The 21,185-nt window shown below is 45.1% G+C and carries 20 protein-coding genes and 1 pseudogene; 16 read left to right on the top strand and 5 right to left on the bottom strand.

What is annotated here, in order from left to right; all coding sequences use genetic code 11:
- Positions 1-8 precede the first annotated feature (8 nt).
- A complete protein-coding gene (locus MHB72_RS17300) occupies positions 9-1,064 on the top strand; it encodes a nitronate monooxygenase (protein ID WP_216919642.1) in 1,056 nt (351 codons plus the stop codon).
- On the opposite strand, the gene MHB72_RS17295 is transcribed toward MHB72_RS17300, so the two are convergent.
- On the bottom strand, positions 1,044-1,781 hold the full coding sequence (locus MHB72_RS17295; RefSeq protein ID WP_145645190.1) for a protein-glutamine gamma-glutamyltransferase: 738 nt from the start codon (positions 1,779-1,781) through the stop codon (positions 1,044-1,046). The genes MHB72_RS17300 and MHB72_RS17295 overlap by 21 nt on opposite strands.
- Before the next feature lie 131 nt (positions 1,782-1,912).
- On the opposite strand from MHB72_RS17295, the gene tlpB (MHB72_RS17290) reads away from it, so the two are divergent.
- The 4 genes from tlpB (MHB72_RS17290) (at position 1,913) to MHB72_RS17275 (ending at position 8,797) form a co-directional block, all read left to right on the top strand.
- Positions 1,913-3,895, top strand: coding sequence for a methyl-accepting chemotaxis protein TlpB (gene tlpB / locus MHB72_RS17290; protein WP_268462142.1), 1,983 nt, complete (start codon positions 1,913-1,915; stop codon positions 3,893-3,895).
- Positions 3,896-4,039: 144 nt separating this feature from the next.
- The gene (gene tlpB / locus MHB72_RS17285; protein ID WP_144498830.1) at positions 4,040-6,025 is read left to right on the top strand and encodes a methyl-accepting chemotaxis protein TlpB; all 1,986 of its coding nucleotides are present in this window, start codon (positions 4,040-4,042) and stop codon (positions 6,023-6,025) included.
- Positions 6,026-6,158: 133 nt separating this feature from the next.
- Positions 6,159-8,141, top strand: coding sequence for a methyl-accepting chemotaxis protein TlpB (tlpB, locus tag MHB72_RS17280; protein WP_020452745.1), 1,983 nt, complete (start codon positions 6,159-6,161; stop codon positions 8,139-8,141).
- Positions 8,142-8,272: 131 nt separating this feature from the next.
- The gene (locus MHB72_RS17275; RefSeq protein ID WP_025809689.1) at positions 8,273-8,797 is read left to right on the top strand and encodes a type 1 glutamine amidotransferase domain-containing protein; all 525 of its coding nucleotides are present in this window, start codon (positions 8,273-8,275) and stop codon (positions 8,795-8,797) included.
- Between the two features lie 44 nt (positions 8,798-8,841).
- Here the strand turns inward: MHB72_RS17275 and MHB72_RS17270 are convergent, their stop codons facing one another.
- On the bottom strand, positions 8,842-9,828 hold the full coding sequence (locus MHB72_RS17270; RefSeq protein WP_216919646.1) for a Gfo/Idh/MocA family protein: 987 nt from the start codon (positions 9,826-9,828) through the stop codon (positions 8,842-8,844).
- 212 nt (positions 9,829-10,040) lie between these two features.
- Between MHB72_RS17270 and MHB72_RS17265 the strand changes: the two genes are divergently transcribed.
- From MHB72_RS17265 to MHB72_RS17255, 3 genes are all read left to right on the top strand, one after another.
- On the top strand, positions 10,041-11,186 hold the full coding sequence (locus MHB72_RS17265; RefSeq protein ID WP_020452742.1) for an AI-2E family transporter: 1,146 nt from the start codon (positions 10,041-10,043) through the stop codon (positions 11,184-11,186).
- 82 nt (positions 11,187-11,268) lie between these two features.
- Positions 11,269-12,099 (top strand): undecaprenyl-diphosphate phosphatase, encoded by an 831-nt coding sequence (locus MHB72_RS17260; RefSeq protein WP_216919648.1) that lies wholly within the window; start codon positions 11,269-11,271, stop codon positions 12,097-12,099.
- Between the two features lie 126 nt (positions 12,100-12,225).
- Entirely contained in the window at positions 12,226-13,041 is an 816-nt protein-coding gene (locus MHB72_RS17255) for a metallophosphoesterase (protein ID WP_020452740.1), read from the top strand.
- A 45-nt stretch (positions 13,042-13,086) separates the two neighbouring features.
- On the opposite strand, the gene MHB72_RS17250 is transcribed toward MHB72_RS17255, so the two are convergent.
- Entirely contained in the window at positions 13,087-13,635 is a 549-nt protein-coding gene (locus tag MHB72_RS17250) for a YkoP family protein (protein WP_216919650.1), read from the bottom strand.
- A gap of 99 nt (positions 13,636-13,734) precedes the next feature.
- Between MHB72_RS17250 and MHB72_RS17245 the strand changes: the two genes are divergently transcribed.
- Together MHB72_RS17245 and MHB72_RS17240 are read left to right on the top strand one after the other, a co-directional pair.
- Positions 13,735-14,868: an MGDG synthase family glycosyltransferase gene (locus MHB72_RS17245; RefSeq protein WP_035337557.1), complete on the top strand. Its 1,134-nt coding sequence runs from the start codon at positions 13,735-13,737 to the stop codon at positions 14,866-14,868.
- A gap of 16 nt (positions 14,869-14,884) precedes the next feature.
- The gene (locus tag MHB72_RS17240; protein ID WP_025809680.1) at positions 14,885-16,366 is read left to right on the top strand and encodes an alkaline phosphatase family protein; all 1,482 of its coding nucleotides are present in this window, start codon (positions 14,885-14,887) and stop codon (positions 16,364-16,366) included.
- 20 nt (positions 16,367-16,386) lie between these two features.
- On the opposite strand, the gene MHB72_RS17235 is transcribed toward MHB72_RS17240, so the two are convergent.
- Positions 16,387-16,560 (bottom strand): hypothetical protein, encoded by a 174-nt coding sequence (locus MHB72_RS17235; RefSeq protein ID WP_020452736.1) that lies wholly within the window; start codon positions 16,558-16,560, stop codon positions 16,387-16,389.
- A gap of 22 nt (positions 16,561-16,582) precedes the next feature.
- Positions 16,583-16,791 (bottom strand): annotated as a pseudogene (locus MHB72_RS17230) (zinc ribbon domain-containing protein).
- Positions 16,792-17,083: 292 nt separating this feature from the next.
- On the opposite strand from MHB72_RS17230, the gene MHB72_RS17225 reads away from it, so the two are divergent.
- The 6 genes from MHB72_RS17225 to MHB72_RS17200 are packed head-to-tail and all read left to right on the top strand — an operon-like array spanning position 17,084 to position 21,122.
- A complete protein-coding gene (locus MHB72_RS17225) occupies positions 17,084-17,443 on the top strand; it encodes a hypothetical protein (protein ID WP_023856112.1) in 360 nt (119 codons plus the stop codon).
- A gap of 18 nt (positions 17,444-17,461) precedes the next feature.
- Complete coding sequence (locus MHB72_RS17220; RefSeq protein WP_020452734.1) at positions 17,462-17,812, top strand: WXG100 family type VII secretion target; 351 nt, start codon at positions 17,462-17,464, stop codon at positions 17,810-17,812.
- Between the two features lie 17 nt (positions 17,813-17,829).
- The gene (locus tag MHB72_RS17215; protein WP_035337547.1) at positions 17,830-18,537 is read left to right on the top strand and encodes a DUF5081 family protein; all 708 of its coding nucleotides are present in this window, start codon (positions 17,830-17,832) and stop codon (positions 18,535-18,537) included.
- Positions 18,534-18,857 carry a hypothetical protein gene (locus MHB72_RS17210; protein ID WP_003184717.1) on the top strand — a complete coding sequence of 108 codons (324 nt, stop codon included), beginning with the start codon at positions 18,534-18,536 and terminating at the stop codon, positions 18,855-18,857. Before MHB72_RS17215 ends, MHB72_RS17210 begins: the two co-directional genes overlap by 4 nt.
- A 19-nt stretch (positions 18,858-18,876) precedes the next feature.
- Complete coding sequence (locus MHB72_RS17205) at positions 18,877-20,478, top strand: hypothetical protein (RefSeq protein ID WP_254121916.1); 1,602 nt, start codon at positions 18,877-18,879, stop codon at positions 20,476-20,478.
- Positions 20,479-20,483: 5 nt separating this feature from the next.
- Positions 20,484-21,122, top strand: a complete 639-nt coding sequence (locus MHB72_RS17200; protein ID WP_101561531.1) for a hypothetical protein — start codon at positions 20,484-20,486, stop codon at positions 21,120-21,122.
- The last annotated feature ends 63 nt before the right edge of the window (positions 21,123-21,185 follow it).

The raw sequence follows: 21,185 nt of genomic DNA, 5'->3' as shown, positions 1-21,185 counted from the left end.
AAAATAAAATGAATCAGTTCATGGAACGTCTCTCTTTATCAAAGCCTGTGATCCAGGCGCCGATGGCGGGCGGACCGACAACACCAAGGCTCGCCGCCGCCGTATCAGATTGCGGCGGCTTAGGCAGCCTTGCATCCGGCTATTTGACGCCGGAAGTTCTTCAACAACAGATTCTGGAGACTAAAAAGCTGACATCAGCCGGGTTTCAAGTCAACCTCTTCATTCCGGAAAAACGGGAAAACGTCAGACGGGAAGAATATGAAGGGTGGAAAGAGAAGATACCTTATGCGCGTTCGGCTTCACCCGTGCCAGAAGAGAAACACGATTGGGACGATTTTTACGAGAAAATCGAAATCATTTTAAGGGAAGGGGTCAGCGCCGTTTCATTTACGTTTGGCCCGCCGCCGGCCGATGCCGTCAAAGAACTGAAAGACCGAAACTACTGTTTAATGGGCACCGCCGTTTCGGTTGAAGAAGCCTTGATGCTTGAAGAATTGGGGATGGATGTCATCGTTGTTCAAGGAAGTGAAGCTGGCGGCCACAGGGGTGCCTTTTTGAAAACGAAGGGAGAACCCGCTGTCGGCTCGATGGCTTTAATTCCCCAAGCGGCAGATCATGTGTCGGTTCCGATTATTGCAGCGGGCGGCATTTTTGACAAAAGAGGTGTTGCGGCAGCTTTTGCCCTCGGCGCACAGGGCGTTCAAATCGGCACCGCTTTTTTGACGTGCGAAGAAAGCGGAACACACCCTGCATACAAACAAAAATTGCTCGAAGCGGTTGAAACAGACACAAGGCTGACCCGTTTGTTCTCAGGGAAGCCGGCAAGAGGCATCGTCAATCAATGGATGGAAGACAGGCGCCCGGACGAAGTTGAAGCGCTGCCTTATCCTCTGCAAAATACGCTGACGCAGCCGATGAGAAAACAGGCGAAGCTTGAAGGGAATCCGGACGGCATGTCATTGTGGTCCGGGCAGGGCGTGCGGGCCTCCGTCCGGCTAACGACGGTGAAGGAGCTGATGGATCAGCTTGCGCCTGCCGATGTGCTATCTGATCATTTGTATTAATGCAGGAATATCAACCCGTGTCACTTGAGAAAGCAGATAGGCGGACGTCTGTGCATGAGGCTTTCTCAGCCCGTTCAGTTTTTCAATGATCGTTTCGCCGCTTAAGATCCCCAGACCGTGTGCCGCATAGAGATTATTTTCAAGTAAAATAGCGTTTTCTCCGCGCCACTGCGGTCTTTCGGGATCGAATTCAGGGTTCTTGAAATACAGGCAGTCTCCCGGAAGGTAGTCGTTCCCCTTATCCGTATAGATCGGCAGGCGCTCATAATGCCAATCGTATAAAATGATTCTTTGATAATTCCGGTCAAATGTCTGATCGCCGATCGTTTTGAGGAGCGCCATATAAAAAATGATGACAATCGCAGTTGCGCACTCAAAAGCATAAAGAGAGCCGCTTTCAAAAATATTTCGAATCGCCTTTGAAGCCGGCGCTCTGTACTTCAACTCCAAAGCCCCCTCAGGCGTCACCCTCCAAAACTCTTCATTCCCGTATGTCTTTGAAAAGGTGGCAAACTTTGCTCCGCTGTTGATCAGCTCTCTGGCTGATTCGACGGTATGCACTCTGAATCTCAGCTCAAATAACAGTTCTGAGATTGAACCGTATCTATATCTGGACGACATGGCCAGCATCCGGTTGGCAATGTCTCTTTGCGTCTGACTGACATTCAGTTTTTCGATATCCTCAGGACGGAGCCAGTAGCCCGAAACACTTATCATAGGATACACCCTTTTCCCTTTTTTATTAGCGTATGCCTGATGCTTGGGCAGGAAAACGGTCTAATTTTCCGCTTTTTTTACTTAAAAAATAGACCCCGTCTCCGATAAAAGTAGAGAAAGGGGAATCACATATGAAAAAGCTTTTAAATTGGATGAAACGTCCTTCTATTTCTAAAAAATTAATTTTTTCATTTATATTCATTTTAACAATTCCGATCTTGGTTCTTTCGGCTACTTCATATTTTACGGCCAGCAGCACGCTTGAGGATGAGATTTTGAGAAGTGCGAAAGACAATATCGATGAACTGAACGACATCATTCAGCAAGATATCGGCAGCAAGGAGACTTCTATTGCGTATTTCAGCGAATGGATTGATCAAAAAGCGTACAAAGAGAAAGGGCAGACCGCCATTAAACAGCGGTTTGAGCAATTTGCAAAACAAAATCCCGACGTCGAACTCGTATTCACCGGTTCGGAGGATAGCGTTTACGCACAATATCCGAATGCTCCATTGCCTGACGGGTATGACCCGGTAGAACGCGACTGGTACAAACAGGCTGTCCAGGAAAAAGGGAAAACGATTGTAACTGAACCTTATGAGTCTGCATCAACAGGCCATATGGTCGTCACGATCGCCAAGCAGAACAAAGACGGATCAGGCGTAGTCGCCCTTGACTTAAACATTGACAAGCTGATCAAATCGGCAAACAGCATCAGCATCGGAAAAACCGGCTATGCATTCATCATCGGCGAAGGGAAAACGTATGTCGCCCATCCGAAAATGAAAGCCGGCACAGAAGCAGAAGCCGATCTGACAGAGCAGATGTTCAGCAAAGAGAGCGGCTTGTTCACATTTAATGAAAAAGGCAAAGAAAAGAAAACGGTCTTCACGACCAATAAACTAACAGGCTGGAAAATCGGCGGAGAGATGAATACAGCAGAGATTAAAGACGCTGCACAGCCTGTGCTTCACATGGCAGTCATGACATTGGCAGGCGCGATTATTCTGGGCGGCATTCTTGTTTACTTTATCGTCCGCGCGATCAGCAAGCCTTTAAATCAACTCGTCTCTTCTGCAAAAAGCATCAGTGAAGGAGATCTGACACAAAAAATCGATGTCAGCTCCAGAGACGAATTCGGACAGCTGGGCGCAAGCTTCAACGAAATGGCTGACTCATTGCGTTCGCTGATCAGCACAATTCAGGAATCGGTCGACAATGTGGCATCTTCATCAGAGCAGCTGACGGCAAGCGCCGACCAGACAAGTAAAGCGACGGAGCACATTACATTAGCCATCGAGCGGTTCTCAAGCGGCGCTGAAAGTCAAAATGAAAAAGTCGAAGCGAGCTCACAGCGGCTCAGCCAAATGAATGACAAGCTGAATGAAATCGCAGGCGTATCGGAATCGATTACAGAATCCTCGGGTAAATCGACGGAAATTGCCGAAACAGGCGGAGAGCTCGTCCAACAAACCGTCGGGCAGATGAATTCGATCAACAAGTCCGTCAGACAGGCCGAACAGGTTGTCAAAGGGCTAGAAGCGAAATCGAAAGATATCACCGCGATCCTGCGCGTCATAAACGGAATCGCTGATCAAACGAATTTACTGGCGCTGAACGCCGCCATCGAGGCAGCGCGGGCCGGCGAATCAGGCAGAGGATTCTCGGTTGTCGCTGAAGAAGTCAGAAAGCTTGCGGCCCAATCAGCAGAATCGGCAAAAGAAATCGAAGAGCTGATTCAGGATATCGTCAAGGAAATCGAACATTCGCTCAACATGTTCAAATCGGTCAACCAAGAAGTACAGTCAGGGCTCGAAATTACGGAAGAAACGGAAACGAGTTTTAAACATATTTACGACATGACGAACGAAATCGCAGGCAAGCTGCAGACGATGAACGCCGCAGTAGAGCATTTGTCAACAGGTTCTCACGAAATATCCGACGCGGTCGAAGAGATCGCCGACGTATCGCGTGAAAGCTCTGCCGGCATTCAAGACATCGCTGCTTCAGCGGAAGAACAGCTGGCTTCAATGGAAGAAATCAGCTCATCCGCTGCGACGCTCGAACAAATGGCTGAAGAACTGCGCGACTTAACGAAAAAGTTTACAATTTGATGAAAAGAGGCTGCTGGTCAGCCTCTTTTTTAAGCTCTTTTTTAAGAATCTTCAGAAATACTTTTTAAAGTTTTTTAATATGCAAAAGTAAATGAAAGCTCCGATATTAGTTTCATAATCTAGAAGCTAAAGGAGTTATATCAAATGAAAAAGGTATTGGACTGGCTTAAACGTCCGTCTATCTCAAAAAGGCTGTTTTTCAGCTTTATATTGGTTTTAACTTTGCCGATTTTGGCCTTATCCTATAGTGCGTACCAAACGGCGGGAAGCTCTCTTGAAACGGAAATCATGAGAAGCGCGCGCGATAATGTCGAACAGCTGAATGAGATCATAGACCAGAATATCGGAAAGAAAGAGCAGGCCGTCTCTTTTTTCAGCGGCTGGGTGAATGAAAAGCTTTATCAAGAAAAAGGGAACGCATCACTTGTAGAGAGATTCGAGCAGTACGCCAAGCTGAACCAGGATGTGGAAGCGATCTACACAGGTTCAAAAGACGGCAAGTTCATCCGCTATCCCGCTGAAAAAATGGCGAAAGATTATAACCCGGCGGATAGGGACTGGTATAAGCAAGCCGTTGAAAATAAAGGAAAAGCGATTATCACAAACCCTTATAAAACGGCGTCAACCGGAACGATGGTCGTTACGATTGCAAAGCAGACGGAGGACGGCTCAGGGGTTGTTGCCGTTAACATGAAAATCGATGAACTTATCAAAGCGACAGAACGCGTCAACATCGGAAAAAGCGGCTTTGCGTTTATCTCAAGCAATGATAAAAAATATGTCGCTCATCCGAAGATCGAAGCCGGAACCGAAGGCAAAGGCGACTGGGTTACAAAAATGTACGGCAGTGAAAAAGGTGATTTTCAATATACATTTGAAGGAAAAGAAAAGAGAATGGCCTTTACGACGAACAAGCTGACCGGCTGGAAAATCGGCGGAACGATGTTCACGGATGAGATATCAGAGGCTGCTCAGCCTGTCTTCCACATGGCGATCATCATTTTGGCAGCCGCGATCGTGCTCGGCGGGATTCTCATCTACTTCATTATCCGCGGAATCAGCAAGCCGTTAAGCGAGCTCGTGTCATCCGCAAAGAGCATCAGCGGCGGCGACTTGACACAAAAAATCGCAGTCCGTTCAAAAGACGAATTCGGTCAGCTCGGTACAAGTTTTAATGAAATGGCCGAATCGCTGCGCTCTTTAATCAGCGTCATTCAATCATCAGTTGACAATGTAGCTTCTTCATCTGAAGAGCTTCATGCCAGCGCAGAGCAGACAAGCAAAGCGACTGAGCATATTACAATGGCCATTGAACAGTTTTCTGACGGTAATGAAAGCCAGAAAGAAAAAGTCGAAGCAAGCTCGCATCAGCTTAATGAAATGAACGACGGGTTATATGACATGTCAAAAACTTCAGCCGCGATTACTGATGCGTCGCTGAAATCGACTGAGATTGCAGGCAAAGGGGAAGAGCTTGTTCAAAAGACGGTCGGCCAAATGAACTCGATCGATCGGTCTGTCAAGCAAGCGGAAGCGGTCGTCAAAGGGCTCGAAGCCAAATCAAAAGACATCACAAGCATTTTGCGTGTGATTAACGGAATCGCCGATCAAACGAATCTGCTCGCGCTCAATGCAGCGATCGAAGCGGCAAGGGCCGGGGAATCGGGCCGCGGCTTCTCGGTAGTGGCTGAAGAAGTCAGGAAGCTCGCCGCACAATCCGCCGGTTCGGCGAAGGAAATTGAACATTTAATTCAGGAAATCGTCAAGGAAATCGACAACTCCCTGAACATGTTCAAATCGGTCAATCATGAAGTACAGTCAGGACTTCGAATCACAGATGAAACAGAGACAAGCTTCAAAACGATTTACGATATGACCAATGATATCGCAGGCAAGCTGCAGACGATGAATGCCGCTGTCGAACAATTGACGCAAGGTTCCCGCCAAGTCGCGGGCGCGGTCGAAGAAATCGCTGATGTATCGAAAGAAAGTTCGGCAAGCATTCAGGACATCGCCGCTTCAGCCGAGGAACAGCTCGCTTCTATGGAAGAGATCAGCGCATCTTCCACCACATTGGCGGAGCTGGCTGAAGAACTGCGTGATTTGACACGGAAATTTAAGATTGAATAGCTTTAAAACATCCGGTTTTCCTCCGGATGTTTTTTTAGTTATTTTAGACTATAAAAAGTTATAAAACGCGTATAAAAACTTTTAAAAGAATCCGATATTAGAAATATAACAGAAAAGAGGAGTCAACAATTCTATGGAAAATATTATAAATTGGGTGAAACGTCCCTCCATTGCAAAGAAATTAATTCTTTCATTCTTGCTTATTTTAACCGTTCCAATCATCGTCCTCTCCTATAGCGCGTATCAAACGGCAAGCAGTACGCTTGACGGAGAAATCATGGACAATGCGCGCGAAAACGTTAATCAGCTGAACGAAATCATCAATCAGAATATCAGCCAGAAAACAAATGCCATGTCCTATTTCAGCGGGTTCATTAAAGAAAACTCTTTTAAAGGAAAAGAAAGTGACGCTTTAAAAGTGAAATTCGAACAGTTCGCCAAGCTCCATCCCGATGTGGAAGGGATCTTTACCGGATCAAAGGACGGAAAGTTCATCCGCTACCCGGATCAGGAAATGCCGAGCGGATATAATCCGGTAGAGCGGGACTGGTATAAAAAAGCCGCCGAACACAAGGGCGAAGTCATTATTACAGACCCTTACAAAACGGCGTCAACCGGAACGATGGTTATCACCATCGCCAAGATGCATGAAGACGGATCCGGCGTGGTCGCCGTCAATATGAAAATCGAAGAGCTCATTAAAGCGACAGAACGCGTGACCATCGGGAAAAAAGGCTTTGCCTTTATCACCAGCGCCGATAAAAAGTTTGTCGCCCACCCGAAACATGATGCGGGCTCAGACATCGAAGGCAGCTGGGTTGAAAAAGTATACGCCAATGACAAAGGAACAATCAAATATACGTCTGACGGCGAAAAGCAGATGGCATTCGCGACCAATAAACTGACCGGCTGGAAAATCGGCGGAACCATGTATATCACTGAACTAAAAGAAGCGTCACAGCCTGTGTTGAATGCAGCTTTGATTACGTTGGGCGTCAGCATCATCATCGGTGTGCTTCTGATGATTTTCATCATCAGATCGATCACAGGTCCGCTCCGCGAACTCGTTTCCTCTGCGAAAAGCATCAGCGGAGGCGACTTGACGCAAAAAATCACTGTCCGTTCAAAAGATGAAATCGGACAGCTCGGATCAAGCTTCAACGAAATGGCCGAATCGCTGAGCTCTTTAATCAGCGTCATTCAGACATCAGTTGAAAACGTCGCTTCTTCGTCAGAGCAGCTGACCGCGAGCGCGGATCAGACAAGCAAGGCGACAGAACATATTACATCTGCGATCGAACAATTTTCAAACGGAAACGAAAGCCAAAACGAGAAAGTGGAAGTCAGTGCGCAGCAGCTGGCTGACATGAACAGCCAATTGCATGAAATGTCCAAAGTTTCAGCATCGATTACAGAATCATCCATTCAATCGACAGACATTGCCGGTACAGGCGGAGAGCTTGTTCAAAAAACGGTCGGACAAATGAATTCCATCGATCATTCCGTTAAACAGGCAGAATCCGTCGTGAAAGGACTTGAAAGCAAGTCAAAAGACATTACGGCAATCCTGCGGGTGATCAACGGCATCGCAGATCAGACGAATTTGCTCGCGTTGAACGCTGCAATTGAAGCCGCAAGAGCCGGTGAAGCCGGGAGAGGGTTTTCAGTAGTGGCTGAAGAAGTGCGCAAACTGGCTGAGCAATCCGCCTCATCGGCAAAAGAAATCGAAGCGCTCATTCAGGAAATCGTCAATGAGATCGGAAAGTCGCTGGACATGTTCCAGGACGTCAACCGTGAAGTACAGTCGGGACTTACCATCACAGACGAAACAGATACAAGCTTTAAGCAGATTTATGACATGACAAACGAAATCGCGGGCAAGCTGCAGACGATGAATGCGGCAGTTGAAGAGCTGTCAGAAGGGTCACAGCATGTCGCGGGAGCGGTTGAAGAAATTGCAGACGTATCGCGTGAAAGCTCAGGAAGCATTCAAGACATCGCCGCTTCGGCTGAAGAACAGCTCGCTTCAATGGAAGAAATCAGTTCTTCTGCGGCTACGCTTGAACAAATGGCTGAAGAACTGCGCGATTTGACGAAAAAATTTAAGATTGACTAAACATCAGGCTGCCGGCGATCCGGCAGCCTTTTACGCGGGAAAAGCATTTTTAAAAAGGGACGGGGAAGGGGATAAATAGGTTTAAACAGACTGTCATTTATCGTACACTGGTTGTACAGGAGGGATAAATCATGCGACTGGAAGGCAAGAAAGTGATCGCGCTTGTCAGCGATGACTTCGAAGATTTAGAACTGTGGTATCCAGTTTTAAGGCTGAGGGAAGAAGGCGCGATCGTACACCTCATTGGCGAAAAAGCGGATCATGAATATAAGGGCAAATACGGCGTACCTGCTGTCTCTGATTATGAGCTGAAAAGTGTGAATATTGAGGAATACGACGCAGTTCTGGTTCCGGGAGGCTGGGCGCCTGACAAGCTCAGAAGATATCCCGAGGTACTGGAGATGATTCGGTGGTTCAACGAAAGGAAGAAGCCCATCGGGCAAATCTGCCATGCCGGCTGGGTGCTGATTTCCGCAGGAATATTGGAAGGCAGGAAGGTCACAAGCACACCTGGGATCAAAGACGATATGGAAAATGCCGGAGCGGTATGGGTAAATGAAGCAGCGGTCGTCGACGGTCATATCGTGTCAAGCCGCCGCCCGCCGGACCTGCCGATCTATGTCAAAGCCTTTGCCGATCTTTTGGCGCAATCCTAAAACAAATGAGCCGCCCGTTCATTCGAATCGAGGCGGCTCATTTGTTATTTTTGATCAGCGGGGAAAACGAGACCGATCTGTTTGCGGGCTTCATCCATGACAGCCAAGGTGTTGATAGAGCGTTCAAATGTGTTAAGCGAAGACTCGATCCGCCCTTGTTTAATTAAATGAATGAATTCCTCTGTTTCATAAAACATGGCCGGTTTGTCATCCGGCAGCGTAAGATGTTCAACTCGTCCGTCCCGATAGCGGATGTCGACTTTTTCAGGTCGGTGGATTTTATCAATGACGATAGAGCCTTCCTCCCCTTGAATTTCAGCAGGTGTGAAGGAATTGGAGATTTTCGAGTGCATCAAAACAGCTTCATGCTCCTTGTATTTTAACAGCACTGTTCCTTCACCGTCCGCCCCCGACTCAAGGATCAGCCCGTTTGCTTTTACTTCGAGGGGCTTGCCGAACAGGACGATCGCGGGATGGACGCAATAGACGCCAATATCCATCAGGGAACCGTTCGATAAAGCCGGGTTAAATGCGTTTAAGACGGTTCCGTTTCTATAGGCGTCATAGCGGGAAGAGTATTGACAGTAGCTTGCTGTAAAACGGCGGACTTTGCCGATTTTGTGCAGGTTGCGTCCGATGTTTTTAAAATTCGGAAGAAATGTCGTTTTCATCGCTTCCATAAATGTCACGCGGTGTTCCTGCGCTGTTTTTACCATTTCTTCAGCTTCTTTGACATGGGACGCAAGCGGTTTTTCGCACAGGACGTGCTTTCCGCTTTTCATGAATGTGACGGCCTGTTCTTTATGTAAAGAGTTGGGACTTGCGATATATACCGCATCAATAACATCGCTCTCAGCCATTTCGCTGATATCGGTAAAAACCGCCTCTGCCCCGTATTTTTGGGCGAATTCACGTCCGCGCTCCCCGCTCCTTGAATATACCGCGGTTAATTGAAAATCGCCGATCAAACGGGCCGCTTCAAGAAACCGGTCGGTGATCCAATTTGTTCCGACTACCCCGAACCGTATCATGCTATTTTCCCCTTTCGCTGTAGGATATGTTTATTATACAGTGTTTTCTTTTGCCGGCGAAAGACAAAAAGCCGGAAACACCGGCGTATATGTATATCATCAATAAACATTTGCAAGCGGAAAAAAAGACCAATAGCAATGGTTTTATTTTTAGTATGAGGAGTAATAGTGTACAATTTAATGTATAAAACCAATGTTAATGGAGGATCGCCATGGACTCTTTGAATATGTGGGGCGGCAGATTTAAGAAGTTTTTTTTAGACAATAAATTCGTTTTGTTTCTGCTCGTTCTGCTCTTGATCGGATTGAACATCCTTGTATTTACAAAAGCATCGTTTATTTTCACGCCTTTCATCGTCCTTGTGGAAACCATCGCTCTGCCTGTCGTACTGACAGGTGTCGTTTATTATTTGTTAAATCCGATCGTTGATTTTCTAGAGCGGAAAAATGTGAAAAGGATTTATTCGATTCTTCTTCTCTATATCGTGATCATCGGTCTGATCACGATTTTGATCGTCTCCGTTATCCCGCTGTTAAGGGAACAGATCACAAGCCTTGTCGATAATTTCCCAAGGTATGTCCACATTGTGGAAGACCAAATTAAACAGCTGATCGGAAGCCAGTTTTTTAATCAGGTTCAGCAGACGCTGAACATCAATCTGACCGATTTGGCAAGCAAATTATCCGATCAGGCCACCACAATTTTAAACAGCACATTTACCGGAGTGGGAACGTTCATAGGCGCTGTTACAGAAGTCGTGATTTCAATTGTGACCGTGCCGTTTATCCTGTTTTACTTATTGAAAGATGGTAAAAAACTGCCGCTCTTTATTTTGAAGCTCGTACCGGTCCGCTTGCGGGAACAGACGTATGTGATGATGTCCGAGATGAATCACCGGCTCAGTTCGTATATCAGGGGGCAGATCATCGTCAGCTTCTGTATCGGCTGCCTATTGTTTATCGGATATATGATCATCGGTCTTGATTACGCTTCCTTATTGGCCCTTGTGGCGGCGTGTACGAGCATCGTTCCGTATCTCGGACCGACGATTGCGATCACGCCGGCAATCATTATTGCCCTGGTTACTTCCCCGTTTATGCTTGTGAAGCTGATCATCGTATGGACTGTGGTGCAGCTGTTTGAAGGAAAATTTATTTCGCCGCAAATTATGGGAAAAAACCTGCACATCCATCCGGTAACGATCATCTTTGTGCTGCTGACGGCAGCCAAGCTGTTCGGCGTGATCGGCGTCATTCTCGCCATCCCCGGATACGCGGTCATCAAAGTGGTGGTCACGCATTTGTTTGAATGGTTTAAACAGCGTTCACACCTTTATGAAAAAAACGAAGAAGTCTGAATCCCGCTTGCATAATCGGCTTTTAAAGGCGATATAAATAGTTTATTAGAGGACAAGTTTTATGAAGCGAAAGGAATGACATATGAACATTTGGGATATTTTTGTCGCCATCATACTCGGAATTGTTGAAGGATTAACAGAATATGCCCCTGTTTCGTCAACAGGGCATATGATCATTGTTGACGACGTCTGGCTGAAATCGAAAGAACTGCTCACGCCTGAGGCGGCGAATACCTTTAAAGTCGTGATTCAACTCGGCTCCATCCTCGCTGTCGCCATCGTATTTAAAGACCGGATTCTCAATCTTTTAGGCGTGAAGAAAAACATGACGGAAGAGCAAAAATCGGGATACCGCCTTTCCATCGTCCAAATCGCTGTAGGCCTTGTTCCCGCCGCTGTGCTCGGCTTTTTATTCGAAGACTATATTGATCAGTACCTGTTTTCCGTACACACCGTTGCGGTCGGTCTCATCGCCGGCGCGGTGCTGATGCTCGCGGCCGACTGGATTAACCGGCGCACGGAGACGACAGATTCGGTTGACCGGATGACGTATAAGCAGGCGCTCGGTATGGGGCTGTTTCAATGTCTGGCGCTCTGGCCGGGCTTCTCGCGCTCGGGTTCGACGATTTCGGGCGGTGTTATTCTCGGCTTGAACCACAGAGCGGCCGCCGATTTCACCTTCATCATGGCGATTCCGATCATGATGGGAGCCAGCCTGCTCTCTTTAATTAAAAACTGGGCATATTTAAGTGCAGACCTGTTTCCTTTCTTTATTACAGGGTTTATCAGCGCTTTTATTGTCGCTCTTTTTGTCGTCCGCTTTTTCCTCAGGCTGATCAATAAGATCAAGCTTGTCCCGTTTGCCATCTATCGCATCGTTTTAGGGCTTCTTCTATTCATTTTGTTTCTGTAAAATTACGAACCGATTTCCAGCTGGAAATCGGTTTTTATTATAGGTAAAAAGAATGATATCCTATTATTTCCCACTATAAAACTGCCTGCCAACTTACTATACTAGTAAGAGGGAGGAGATATTGAAATGTTTATTATCGCATGTCTATTGATTATCTTAGGTTTAATGCCTATTTTTTATAAAGCGAACCACAATACAAAAGATGTGAAAGTCAACACGATTTCGGTCGAGCGCGTCCAGGCTCCCGCTTTAAAGAAAAAGCTGAACATTCTTCATCTGTCTGATCTTCATTTAGAAAACATTTCGATTTCACCTGAACAGATTCTTGAACTTGCCAATAAAAAACGAGTGGATCTCATTGCTTTAACAGGAGATTTTCTTGATAGGAAACGAAATATACCAAAGCTTGCAAACTACTTAAAAGCTTTGCAAAAACTAAAGCCGGCATACGGGATGTACGCTGTATTCGGCAACCATGACTACGTATTGAAAGGTGAACACTTTCGGAAGCTGAAACGTGTGCTGGAAGATAACGGATGCATCACCCTTCGAAATCAGCATGTCTCGATTGAAGTGGAAGGTGAGGCACTCAACATTATCGGGATTGATGATTACAGCACGAAGCGAAGCGATATTGCCGCTTCATATAAAGAGCTGAAGGAAGGGTACAACCTTGTATTGACGCATGATCCGAACGTTGTGCTTGATATGCAGGAATTTCACTTTGACTATCTTCTGTCAGGACACTTTCACGGCGGTCAGATTCATTGGCCGAAGCCTTATCATCTTCTGAAGATGGGAAAGCTTGTGCGAATGAATATGATCAAAGGTCTTCACTATCATCATGATAAACCGTTTTATATCAGCGAGGGATTGGGTCAGACGGGGGCGAACATCCGCATCGGAAGCCGTCCGGAAATGACATTCCATCACATTTCATAAAAAGAAGAGGCTGTTCCTGTTTTGAGGGATCAGTCTCTTTTTTTGTTATTTCTGTAGATAGGACTTGAACAATTTTTCTTTCGAGATAAACAAATATTGGGAAGGAGGAATTTTACGAAGAGAAAATTGCTTTGTTGTTAAATATAAAATCGGAATCTGCGTCAGTTTTTTAAAGACTCTGTAAAACTGGTTTGCGGGCTCAACCGCTTCAAAACCGAGCCTTTCAACGCCTTTATGCAGCGTCGTAATGCCGATGATGCCTTTGATTTGGTCTGTCCGGTGATGATTTTTGACATATTCGGCCAGGATCGGCATTGAAAAGTACGCCTTTTGGTAAATGATGATGCCTCTTCTGACAGCGCTCTCAATATTTTGAAGCTCCTTGATCAGCTTAATATTATGCAGATGAATTTTGATCAGAACATCGTTCTTCTTAATAACCGTCCCATCGTTTAACACCACATCGATCCCTTTGTATCTTGTGAGACGGACGCGAAAAATGCTCGATTTCGTTTGATCAATGAGTGTCAGTCTTGAAAAAAAATAATAAAACGGGTCAATTACACTCCAAATCGACAAAAAACAGTTTCTCAAGTCGCCACTTTCCTTTCCTGAAAAAATACACTTATATTTTGGCTGGATATTTGAAAAATATAAATGGAAAACATTTTTCTTCTGAAATGGAGGATGGAGATGACAAAGATTCTGATTTTCCCTTTTTTAAGCATTTCCACCGGTCATCATCACGTTGCCGATTCACTGCAGGCAGAACTGCTTCTCAAATCCCATCAATGTGAAAAAATCGACATTTTTTCACATGCTTATCGGCGGCTTGAAAAAGCCTCTTCTGCGGCGTATTTGTCATGGATTCAGTATTTTCCGAAAGTCTACAGCTCGGTCTATCATCTCCTGGCGTGCGGGCGCCATCAAACCGCAAAGCGCCACCTCTTGTACGAGCTGATCTTTTTGAAGGATATGCAGCAGATCATTGCGGAAAAAAAGCCTGATATCGTGTTCTGTACGCATGCATTGCCCTCCTATTTGCTGAACCGCTTAAAAGGCCGATTTCCCGACATGAAAGTGGTCAATGTTTATACCGATTTTTTCGTCAACCGAATTTGGGGAAGAGAAAAGATTGATTATCATTTTGCGCCGATCAAAGACATCAAAGAACAGCTGATCGCAGAAGGCGTTGATGAAGAGAAGATTTTTTTGACCGGAATACCCGTGCATCGTTCCTATAAAATGGAGAGAAAGCCTGGGCAGAACGGGGACAAAAAAGCGGTGTGCAACATCCTCATAACCGGCGGAAGCATGGGGGTGGGCGGCATTTTTAAGCTTGTGCAGGAGCTGTCGCCGAATGGGGATGTCGCATACCAAATACTATGCGGAAAAAACCGAAAGCTCTACCGGTATGTTCATGATTTAAACAATCCATACATTACAGCGCTGCCTTATATCGAAAGCAAAGCAGAAATGAACCGTTTATACGAGGAGGCGTCGGGCATCATGACGAAGCCCGGCGGCGTCACGATCAGCGAGTGCATTGAAAAACAGCTTCCGGTATTTATCTACCATGCGCTGCCCGGACAGGAAGAGATGAATCTCGATATTCTGAAAAAGAAAAACCTTGTCATTGAACTGAATCAGCAAAAACAGGAGCCGATTGAACAGCAGCTGCTCTCCTTTTTCCGTTCGGAAGAAGACATCAGACGCTATCAAATGAGCGTTGGTCAATATTTGCGTGAAAAATCGGACCGGGATATCAGCGACATTTTAGACGGGATCATTCATAACCGGAGCGGTTTAGGGAATGCTCACGTATAAGGAAGGAGGAAGAACGATGTCTGAGAGCCGCAAGAAATCAGTCGTCATGTTGCTGATTGATTCATTAATGGATGAATCGCTTCAAGAAGCCGTGAAAACCGGACAGGCTCCTGGTCTGCGATATTTTCTGGAAAACGGGCGCTATGTCCCTGATATGATCAGCCCTTTTCCGACGATGTCCGTCAATGTTGACAGCACATTGCTTACAGGGGCGAGCAGCGACCGCCATAAAGTTCCGGGTCTTGTGTGGTACAACGCGAAGGAAAAACGGATCATCAATTATGGCAGCCATATTCGAGAGCTTCTGAAATTAGGCATCAAACAATCCTCCAGAGACGTCTTTTACAATTTGAATCAGGTTCATTTAAGCCAACAGGTGAAGACGCTTCACGAAGAGCTTGATGAAAAAGGAATTGAAACGTGCTCGATCAATGCGCTTTTGCACAGGGGGAGCCGGGACGGCTATTTACAGGTTCCTTTTCTTTTTTCAATAATTTCCGGATTAAACCAATCAGTCAAAATCAACACGTCCCAGCTGTTCTCGTACGGCGGTTTTTCCAAAGTGAATCCGGCAAACCGCTCGCTTTTCAAAAAATTCGGCTTTAATGACCGGTTTTCTGCGAATGAATTGGTTCATCTGATCAAAACAAACAAAGTGCCGCCTCTTGCACTCGTCTATTTTCCCGATCTCGACCAGCACGTACATAAACACGGGAGAAACGACGCAGCAGGGGTCGCGAAAGCAGACCGGCATGTTCAAAAGATTTTAGACAGCTTTCCGTCATGGGAAGCCGCTTTAAAAGATCACATTTGGATCGTGATGGGGGATAACGGACAGGCCTGGATCAGCGGCAATAAAAAAGAAGCATTGATTGATTTGAGAAGCCTTCTGGACGCCTTTCGCATTGTGAAATTAAAGAAAGGCGTGGCGGACGATGACGACATCGTTCTTGCCGTTAACGAAAGAATGGCGTTCATCTATTCGCTCGATAAAGCGAAGCTTCCGCTCACGAGGATCGCGGATATTCTGCAACAGGACGAGAGGATCGACATCATCGGCTGGAAAAATGAAACGGATTCAATTGAGGTCGTTTCGGGGGAGCAGCACGGGAAGCTCACATTTCGGCCGGGAGGCAAATACACGGATGAATTTGGACAAACGTGGACGCTGGAAGGGGATGTAAACATTCTCGATTTGACGGTCGAGCAAAGCAGCATGACATACGGAAAGTTTCCCGATGCGCTGGCCAGACTGTACACTTCATTTTTTTCGCATGAAGGCGACTTTTTGATCGCCAATGCAAAGCCTGGATACGAATTTATCGGCGAAGGGTCGCCGACGCACGTCGGAGGAGCCAGCCACGGTGCATTGCACAAGCAGGACTCCCTCGTATCCATGATCATCACCGGAACCGATACAAAGCCGGCATACAATCGCCTTGTCGACGTGAAAGAATGGATTCTCGATTTAGTCAAATCACTGGGAACGGGGCAATGACTAACCCCCTCTCCCAGTGATTATGACGGCTGTCTGATGCCTTTGACAAATGCTGCAAGCGCCGAAGCGATCATCACGAATAGTGAGACTGTTTTTATGATCGCCTGTAAGAGTGCATGTTCTACGACGATATTGGAGTGCACACATAAAGCCAAAATAAATATGGCAATCAATAATCCGTATTTTTCTCTCATAACCGTTTCTCCTTTCGGGCCGTCATCCTCCAAAGAACAGGTCGAGAATGTTTCCGGCGGTTGAAGATTGTTTGTTGTACAGTTCCGAATACCCGCAGTTTTTGCAATAAACGACGAGAAAACGGTTATGCTGCACATCGAACAATTTTGACAGGCCGGTGCCGGTCGTCGCGATTTCTTTTTGCCCCGATCTGTACTTCCGCACTTGATACATCCTTTATGTTCACGCATAGCGCTTCTCCTTTCATGATGTAAAATCCAACCAACTTCATTATAATGGAATGTTCTTCAAAAGAAAATATTTCTCAGGAAATGACCGGTCGGAAAAGAGGGGAAAACGGACTGATCCTTTTTGCTTATAAAAATCTCTCGAAGACCGGTTATTTTATTTTTTCGTCGAAAAAACAATCCTTTTAACCTATTCATTCGCCTAGGACCATCCTGTAAGATAAACCTATTACAATATCATCCACTACAGGAAAATAGTTTTTATTGACTAGGATAAATGAAAGGGGCAGCTGCTTTGAGCGAAGGTTTTTGGGATTCAGTAGGCAACTTTTTGCACATATCCTACACGGAAAATGAACGAAAACGCGACGAGTATAAAAATTTATACGACTTTTTATCTGATAAAGAAAGCGATGTTAAGACGAAATTAGCAGAAGTTGATGCAAGTTTGAAAGCATACAACAGCAATCTCCCGGACTTGAAAATCCCTTCCCACGAATTTGAGGATACACGCCATGAAAAGGATGCCAAGCTGAAGGAATTGGTCAAGCATTTTAAAGATATGGTCGATGACATTCAAAGCGCCAAGTCGAAGGCGAAAAGCAAGTGGGAGTATTATAAAGCAAAAGCTGAAGCTGAAGAGAAAAAGGCGTAGAGGAGGAACAGCCGAGTCATGGACGGATATGGATACTACAACTATCAAGCGGCCAATCCGAAAGTAAGCGGAGAGACTGTGAAAATTTCACATAATGGAACAATAAAAGCGCATTCCCATGCGAAAGCGATCGAAAAACATGTTGGCGACTCGCTGAAAAAAGCAAAGGAATTGAAAGCGTATGTTGAAAGCGGAAAATGGAGCGGAAAAACCCGCGACGCATTTTTAAGCTACCTTGAGCTGATTATCGAATTGAATGCCGATATGAAAGACGCCTTGAAAGATCATACGGCTGCATTAGATGCACTGCAAATGCACATCGACGATTTTTCAAAGCTCAGTGAAGTGCAGGAAATCAAAAACTTATAACAGGGAAGGAGAATGACATGCAGGTGAAAGCAGATACGCTGTCGGCGGCAGAACTTTATGTTTTAGCAGGAGCAGCCGGAGTTACCTACATATTCGGTCTTCCGGAACGCGAACAGCTGGCCTTGGCTGAGACGGATTGTGCAGTAAAAGCAAAAGAGAGCCTGATTGAAAAAGGCATCCTTTTAAAGGAAGGCAAGCTGACCAAGACCGCTTTTTTTCTGATTAAGCTGCTGAAGCAATATCAAGAAAGCGAAGAATTCGTGCGCTTTAATAACGTCATGTGCGCATTTTTGCCGGACGATGAGGAGCGCGTTGTCGCTCTGACTGAAAGAAGCCAGGGCAAAGGCTACACATTAGATTATTTGGAAAAGCGCGAAGTTTATTTATCGCTTATTTCCAACGTGTCATTTTTAGTAAGAGAACCGCGTGATCAAGACCGCGCTTTTTTGACAAAACCGATGAGCGCCGCCGAAAAAGCCGAAGTCAGGGCAATGGAACTTGATCAAAAAGAAGTTCTTGCTGTGGAAACGTTCAAGCTTGCCTCGCAGCAAAAACCGGCAGACACCGGTTTCCAGACGACAACACTTTACTTTACAAAAGGCGAAGATTTCATCTCGGTTGATCCTTTAAATGATCGATATGAATGGATCAGCCTTTATATTATGAACAACCGGATCTATGACGCACTGCACATCAATTTCAGAGCAGGGAGGGCGATGCTATGAATGCAGAAGGCGGAGCAGGAGGCGGCGGTACAAACATCCATCTCGAGTTTGAAGAAATGATCACCATTTCCAATAAGCTGAAAAGCATCTGCGATATTTATACAGAAGGGGTTCAGAAAGAAATCAAAAACCTTTCAGAATCCGATTTTTATAAAGCCGGACAGGCATCAAAAGCGATTGAAAGCTACGCGGATATTCTCGGGAAGACGATGGAGCTGTTTGATAATTACTGTATAGCTTCCCACATTGTCAGTTATGCGATGGAGAAAATGTATGAAACAGATAAAGAGCTTCAAAAACTCTACAAGATTCAGAAATAGAAATGAGGCGATCATCTAAATGGATGTGAAATACGTACCGGAAGAATGGCAGGGCATGAAAGACGGGCTCGATGCGCTGACGGGCGGACCATATGGCGGCGGTATGAAAGCCGGCCTTATCAAACTCAACGATCTCTTGGAAGATATCGAATCCAAAATCAAAGACAAGGACAGCGACAGGTCGATCAGCTTTACCCACACAAGCAAAAAAAGCAAGATCGAGGAACTGTTTAAGGATTATCAAAAGCTAGCTGACTTTTGCCTGAAAGCCGGCAGTTTGGTGGAAGATCACATTGACAGCCCTTTTTATAAAAAAATAGACGCGTTCGCCGAAAAAATGCGCGGACTGACGATACATAATTACACGACCGCGAACCGGATCGGCTCCAAGGAAACCACTTACGTCGGATACGGCATGTCCAAACAAGCGGTCGAAACCGACAAAACGAAAGTGAGCGTAAATGATATTTTCAAAGACTCGGAATCGTTTGATCACGTACTGAGCAAAGAATTTGAAGAATTCCAGATCAACCACCCCGACATCGAATTATCGTATGAAGAATACATGAAAGCGATTGCCTCTTCCCGCGGATTTGAATACGAATCAATCGGAGATGTCCAAAAGAATCAGGAATTGTGGCGGGATCTTCTGGCCGGTGCAGGCATCATCGTGCTCACCATCTTTTGTGCACCGGCCGGTCTCACGGTGGCCGTCGCCTACGGAGGAGCCAATATTTCGAGCGCCGCAACCGGAAAAGACTGGATGACACAACGGGAGTTAAACACAGACGAAAGGGTTGAAAGAGGCGTGTTCGGCGCCCTTGACATCATCCCGGGGGCAGCCGCGGCAAAAGGTACATTTAAAAGCGCAGCCACAATCGGCCAAATTTCAAGCAAAACAGAACATATGGTACAATCTTTTAAAGACAGCAAAAACATCTGGGCGAACCGCATGAAGGTAAATGGGCTGAAAGCTCAAGACCGACTCAACGACGCAGGCTTCGCCATCAAAAAACAATTCGCCAAAAGCGCCGACGCTTTGAGCGATATTGCCCGCGGTGCAGAAGCAGGAGCCGGCGGCACCCTCGTCCGAAAAGGGTCCAATTACTCCGCCCACGTCAACGACGCCCATAAGGCGTCGAAAGCGAAGATGCAGGATTCGATTCAGCGGGTTGAGAAGGAGATTGAGGCTGGGAAAGTCGGCAAAGGGAGTAGTTCTTCTGGTGCTAAGACAACAAATAGTTCGGAAAAATATAATCCAGTTTCTATTGATGTATATGCATATCAACTACTAAAAAAGGAATTATTAAAAGGTGATATAATAAGCAACTCAAAAAAAATAATTAATGGAGCCGACTTATGGGATCAAAAGGCAGTTGATATATTGACTAAAGATGGTTCGAACATTAGTGATTGGTGGAAAATGGAATCGATATATTCATATAAAACAGAGTTTGGAGAGGGAAAGATACATTACTATCAAAACTCAAGAACTGGTGAAGTAAGCTCATTTGATAGTAAATTGAAAATCCCGAAACCAAAAGATTTACGAAAAGACTCGAAGGATTTATTTTGGATTATAGATTTAGATGACAATTTTGTACCGTCTAAACTGAGGTGATTAAAATGAGAGTAAAGTGTATAGAAAGAGACAATAGTTTACCTGATATAACACAAAACAAAATCTATTCCGTTTATGAATGTGAGTATAAAAAAAATGATGAAGAAATTAATTATAACTCATTTAGAATTCAGGATGATTACGGAAGTGTAATTCCATATGAAGCAAAATATTTTAAAACTGTCTCAAACAACAATTCTAATTATGTTGAAAAAAAAATAGCAGAAGATGAGTATAAGCTTACTCATAAATTTATTTCTTATAGTGGATTTTGGTCCATGTTTTATGAGGAAGATGGTACTTCCTTAGATGATTTTTGGAGGGCAAAAAAGGATATATATATACAAGAAATGAGTCAAGATGAAATGCGCGAGATATTGCAAGGAGAGAATCAGGATGAGAGAGACTTTATTTTAGAATTATTAATGGAAATAAAGGATGACTATTTTATAGAGGATTCGATTAAGATAGGACGCAGACAATTGAAAGAGTGGACAACAAATCATAGTTTGGAAACATTGTTCTTATATATTAGTCATTTTAAAAATGAAGAAATTGATAATTTTTTTATAGAATATCTTTCTGAAAATGAAAAAGGAAACGACAAATTAGATAGAATAGTTAGTGACTATTTTAATAATTAATTGAATGGGTTTAAAAAAAGAAGAGCAAATAAAACTAAAACGCATGGAAATCGATCTCCATGC

The organism is Bacillus sp. FSL K6-1284 (assembly GCF_038002625.1).
GTDB classification, from domain to species: domain Bacteria; phylum Bacillota; class Bacilli; order Bacillales; family Bacillaceae; genus Bacillus; species Bacillus paralicheniformis.
The sequence above is the reverse complement of the archived record's forward strand: the minus strand, read 5'-3'. Positions and strand labels throughout refer to the sequence as shown.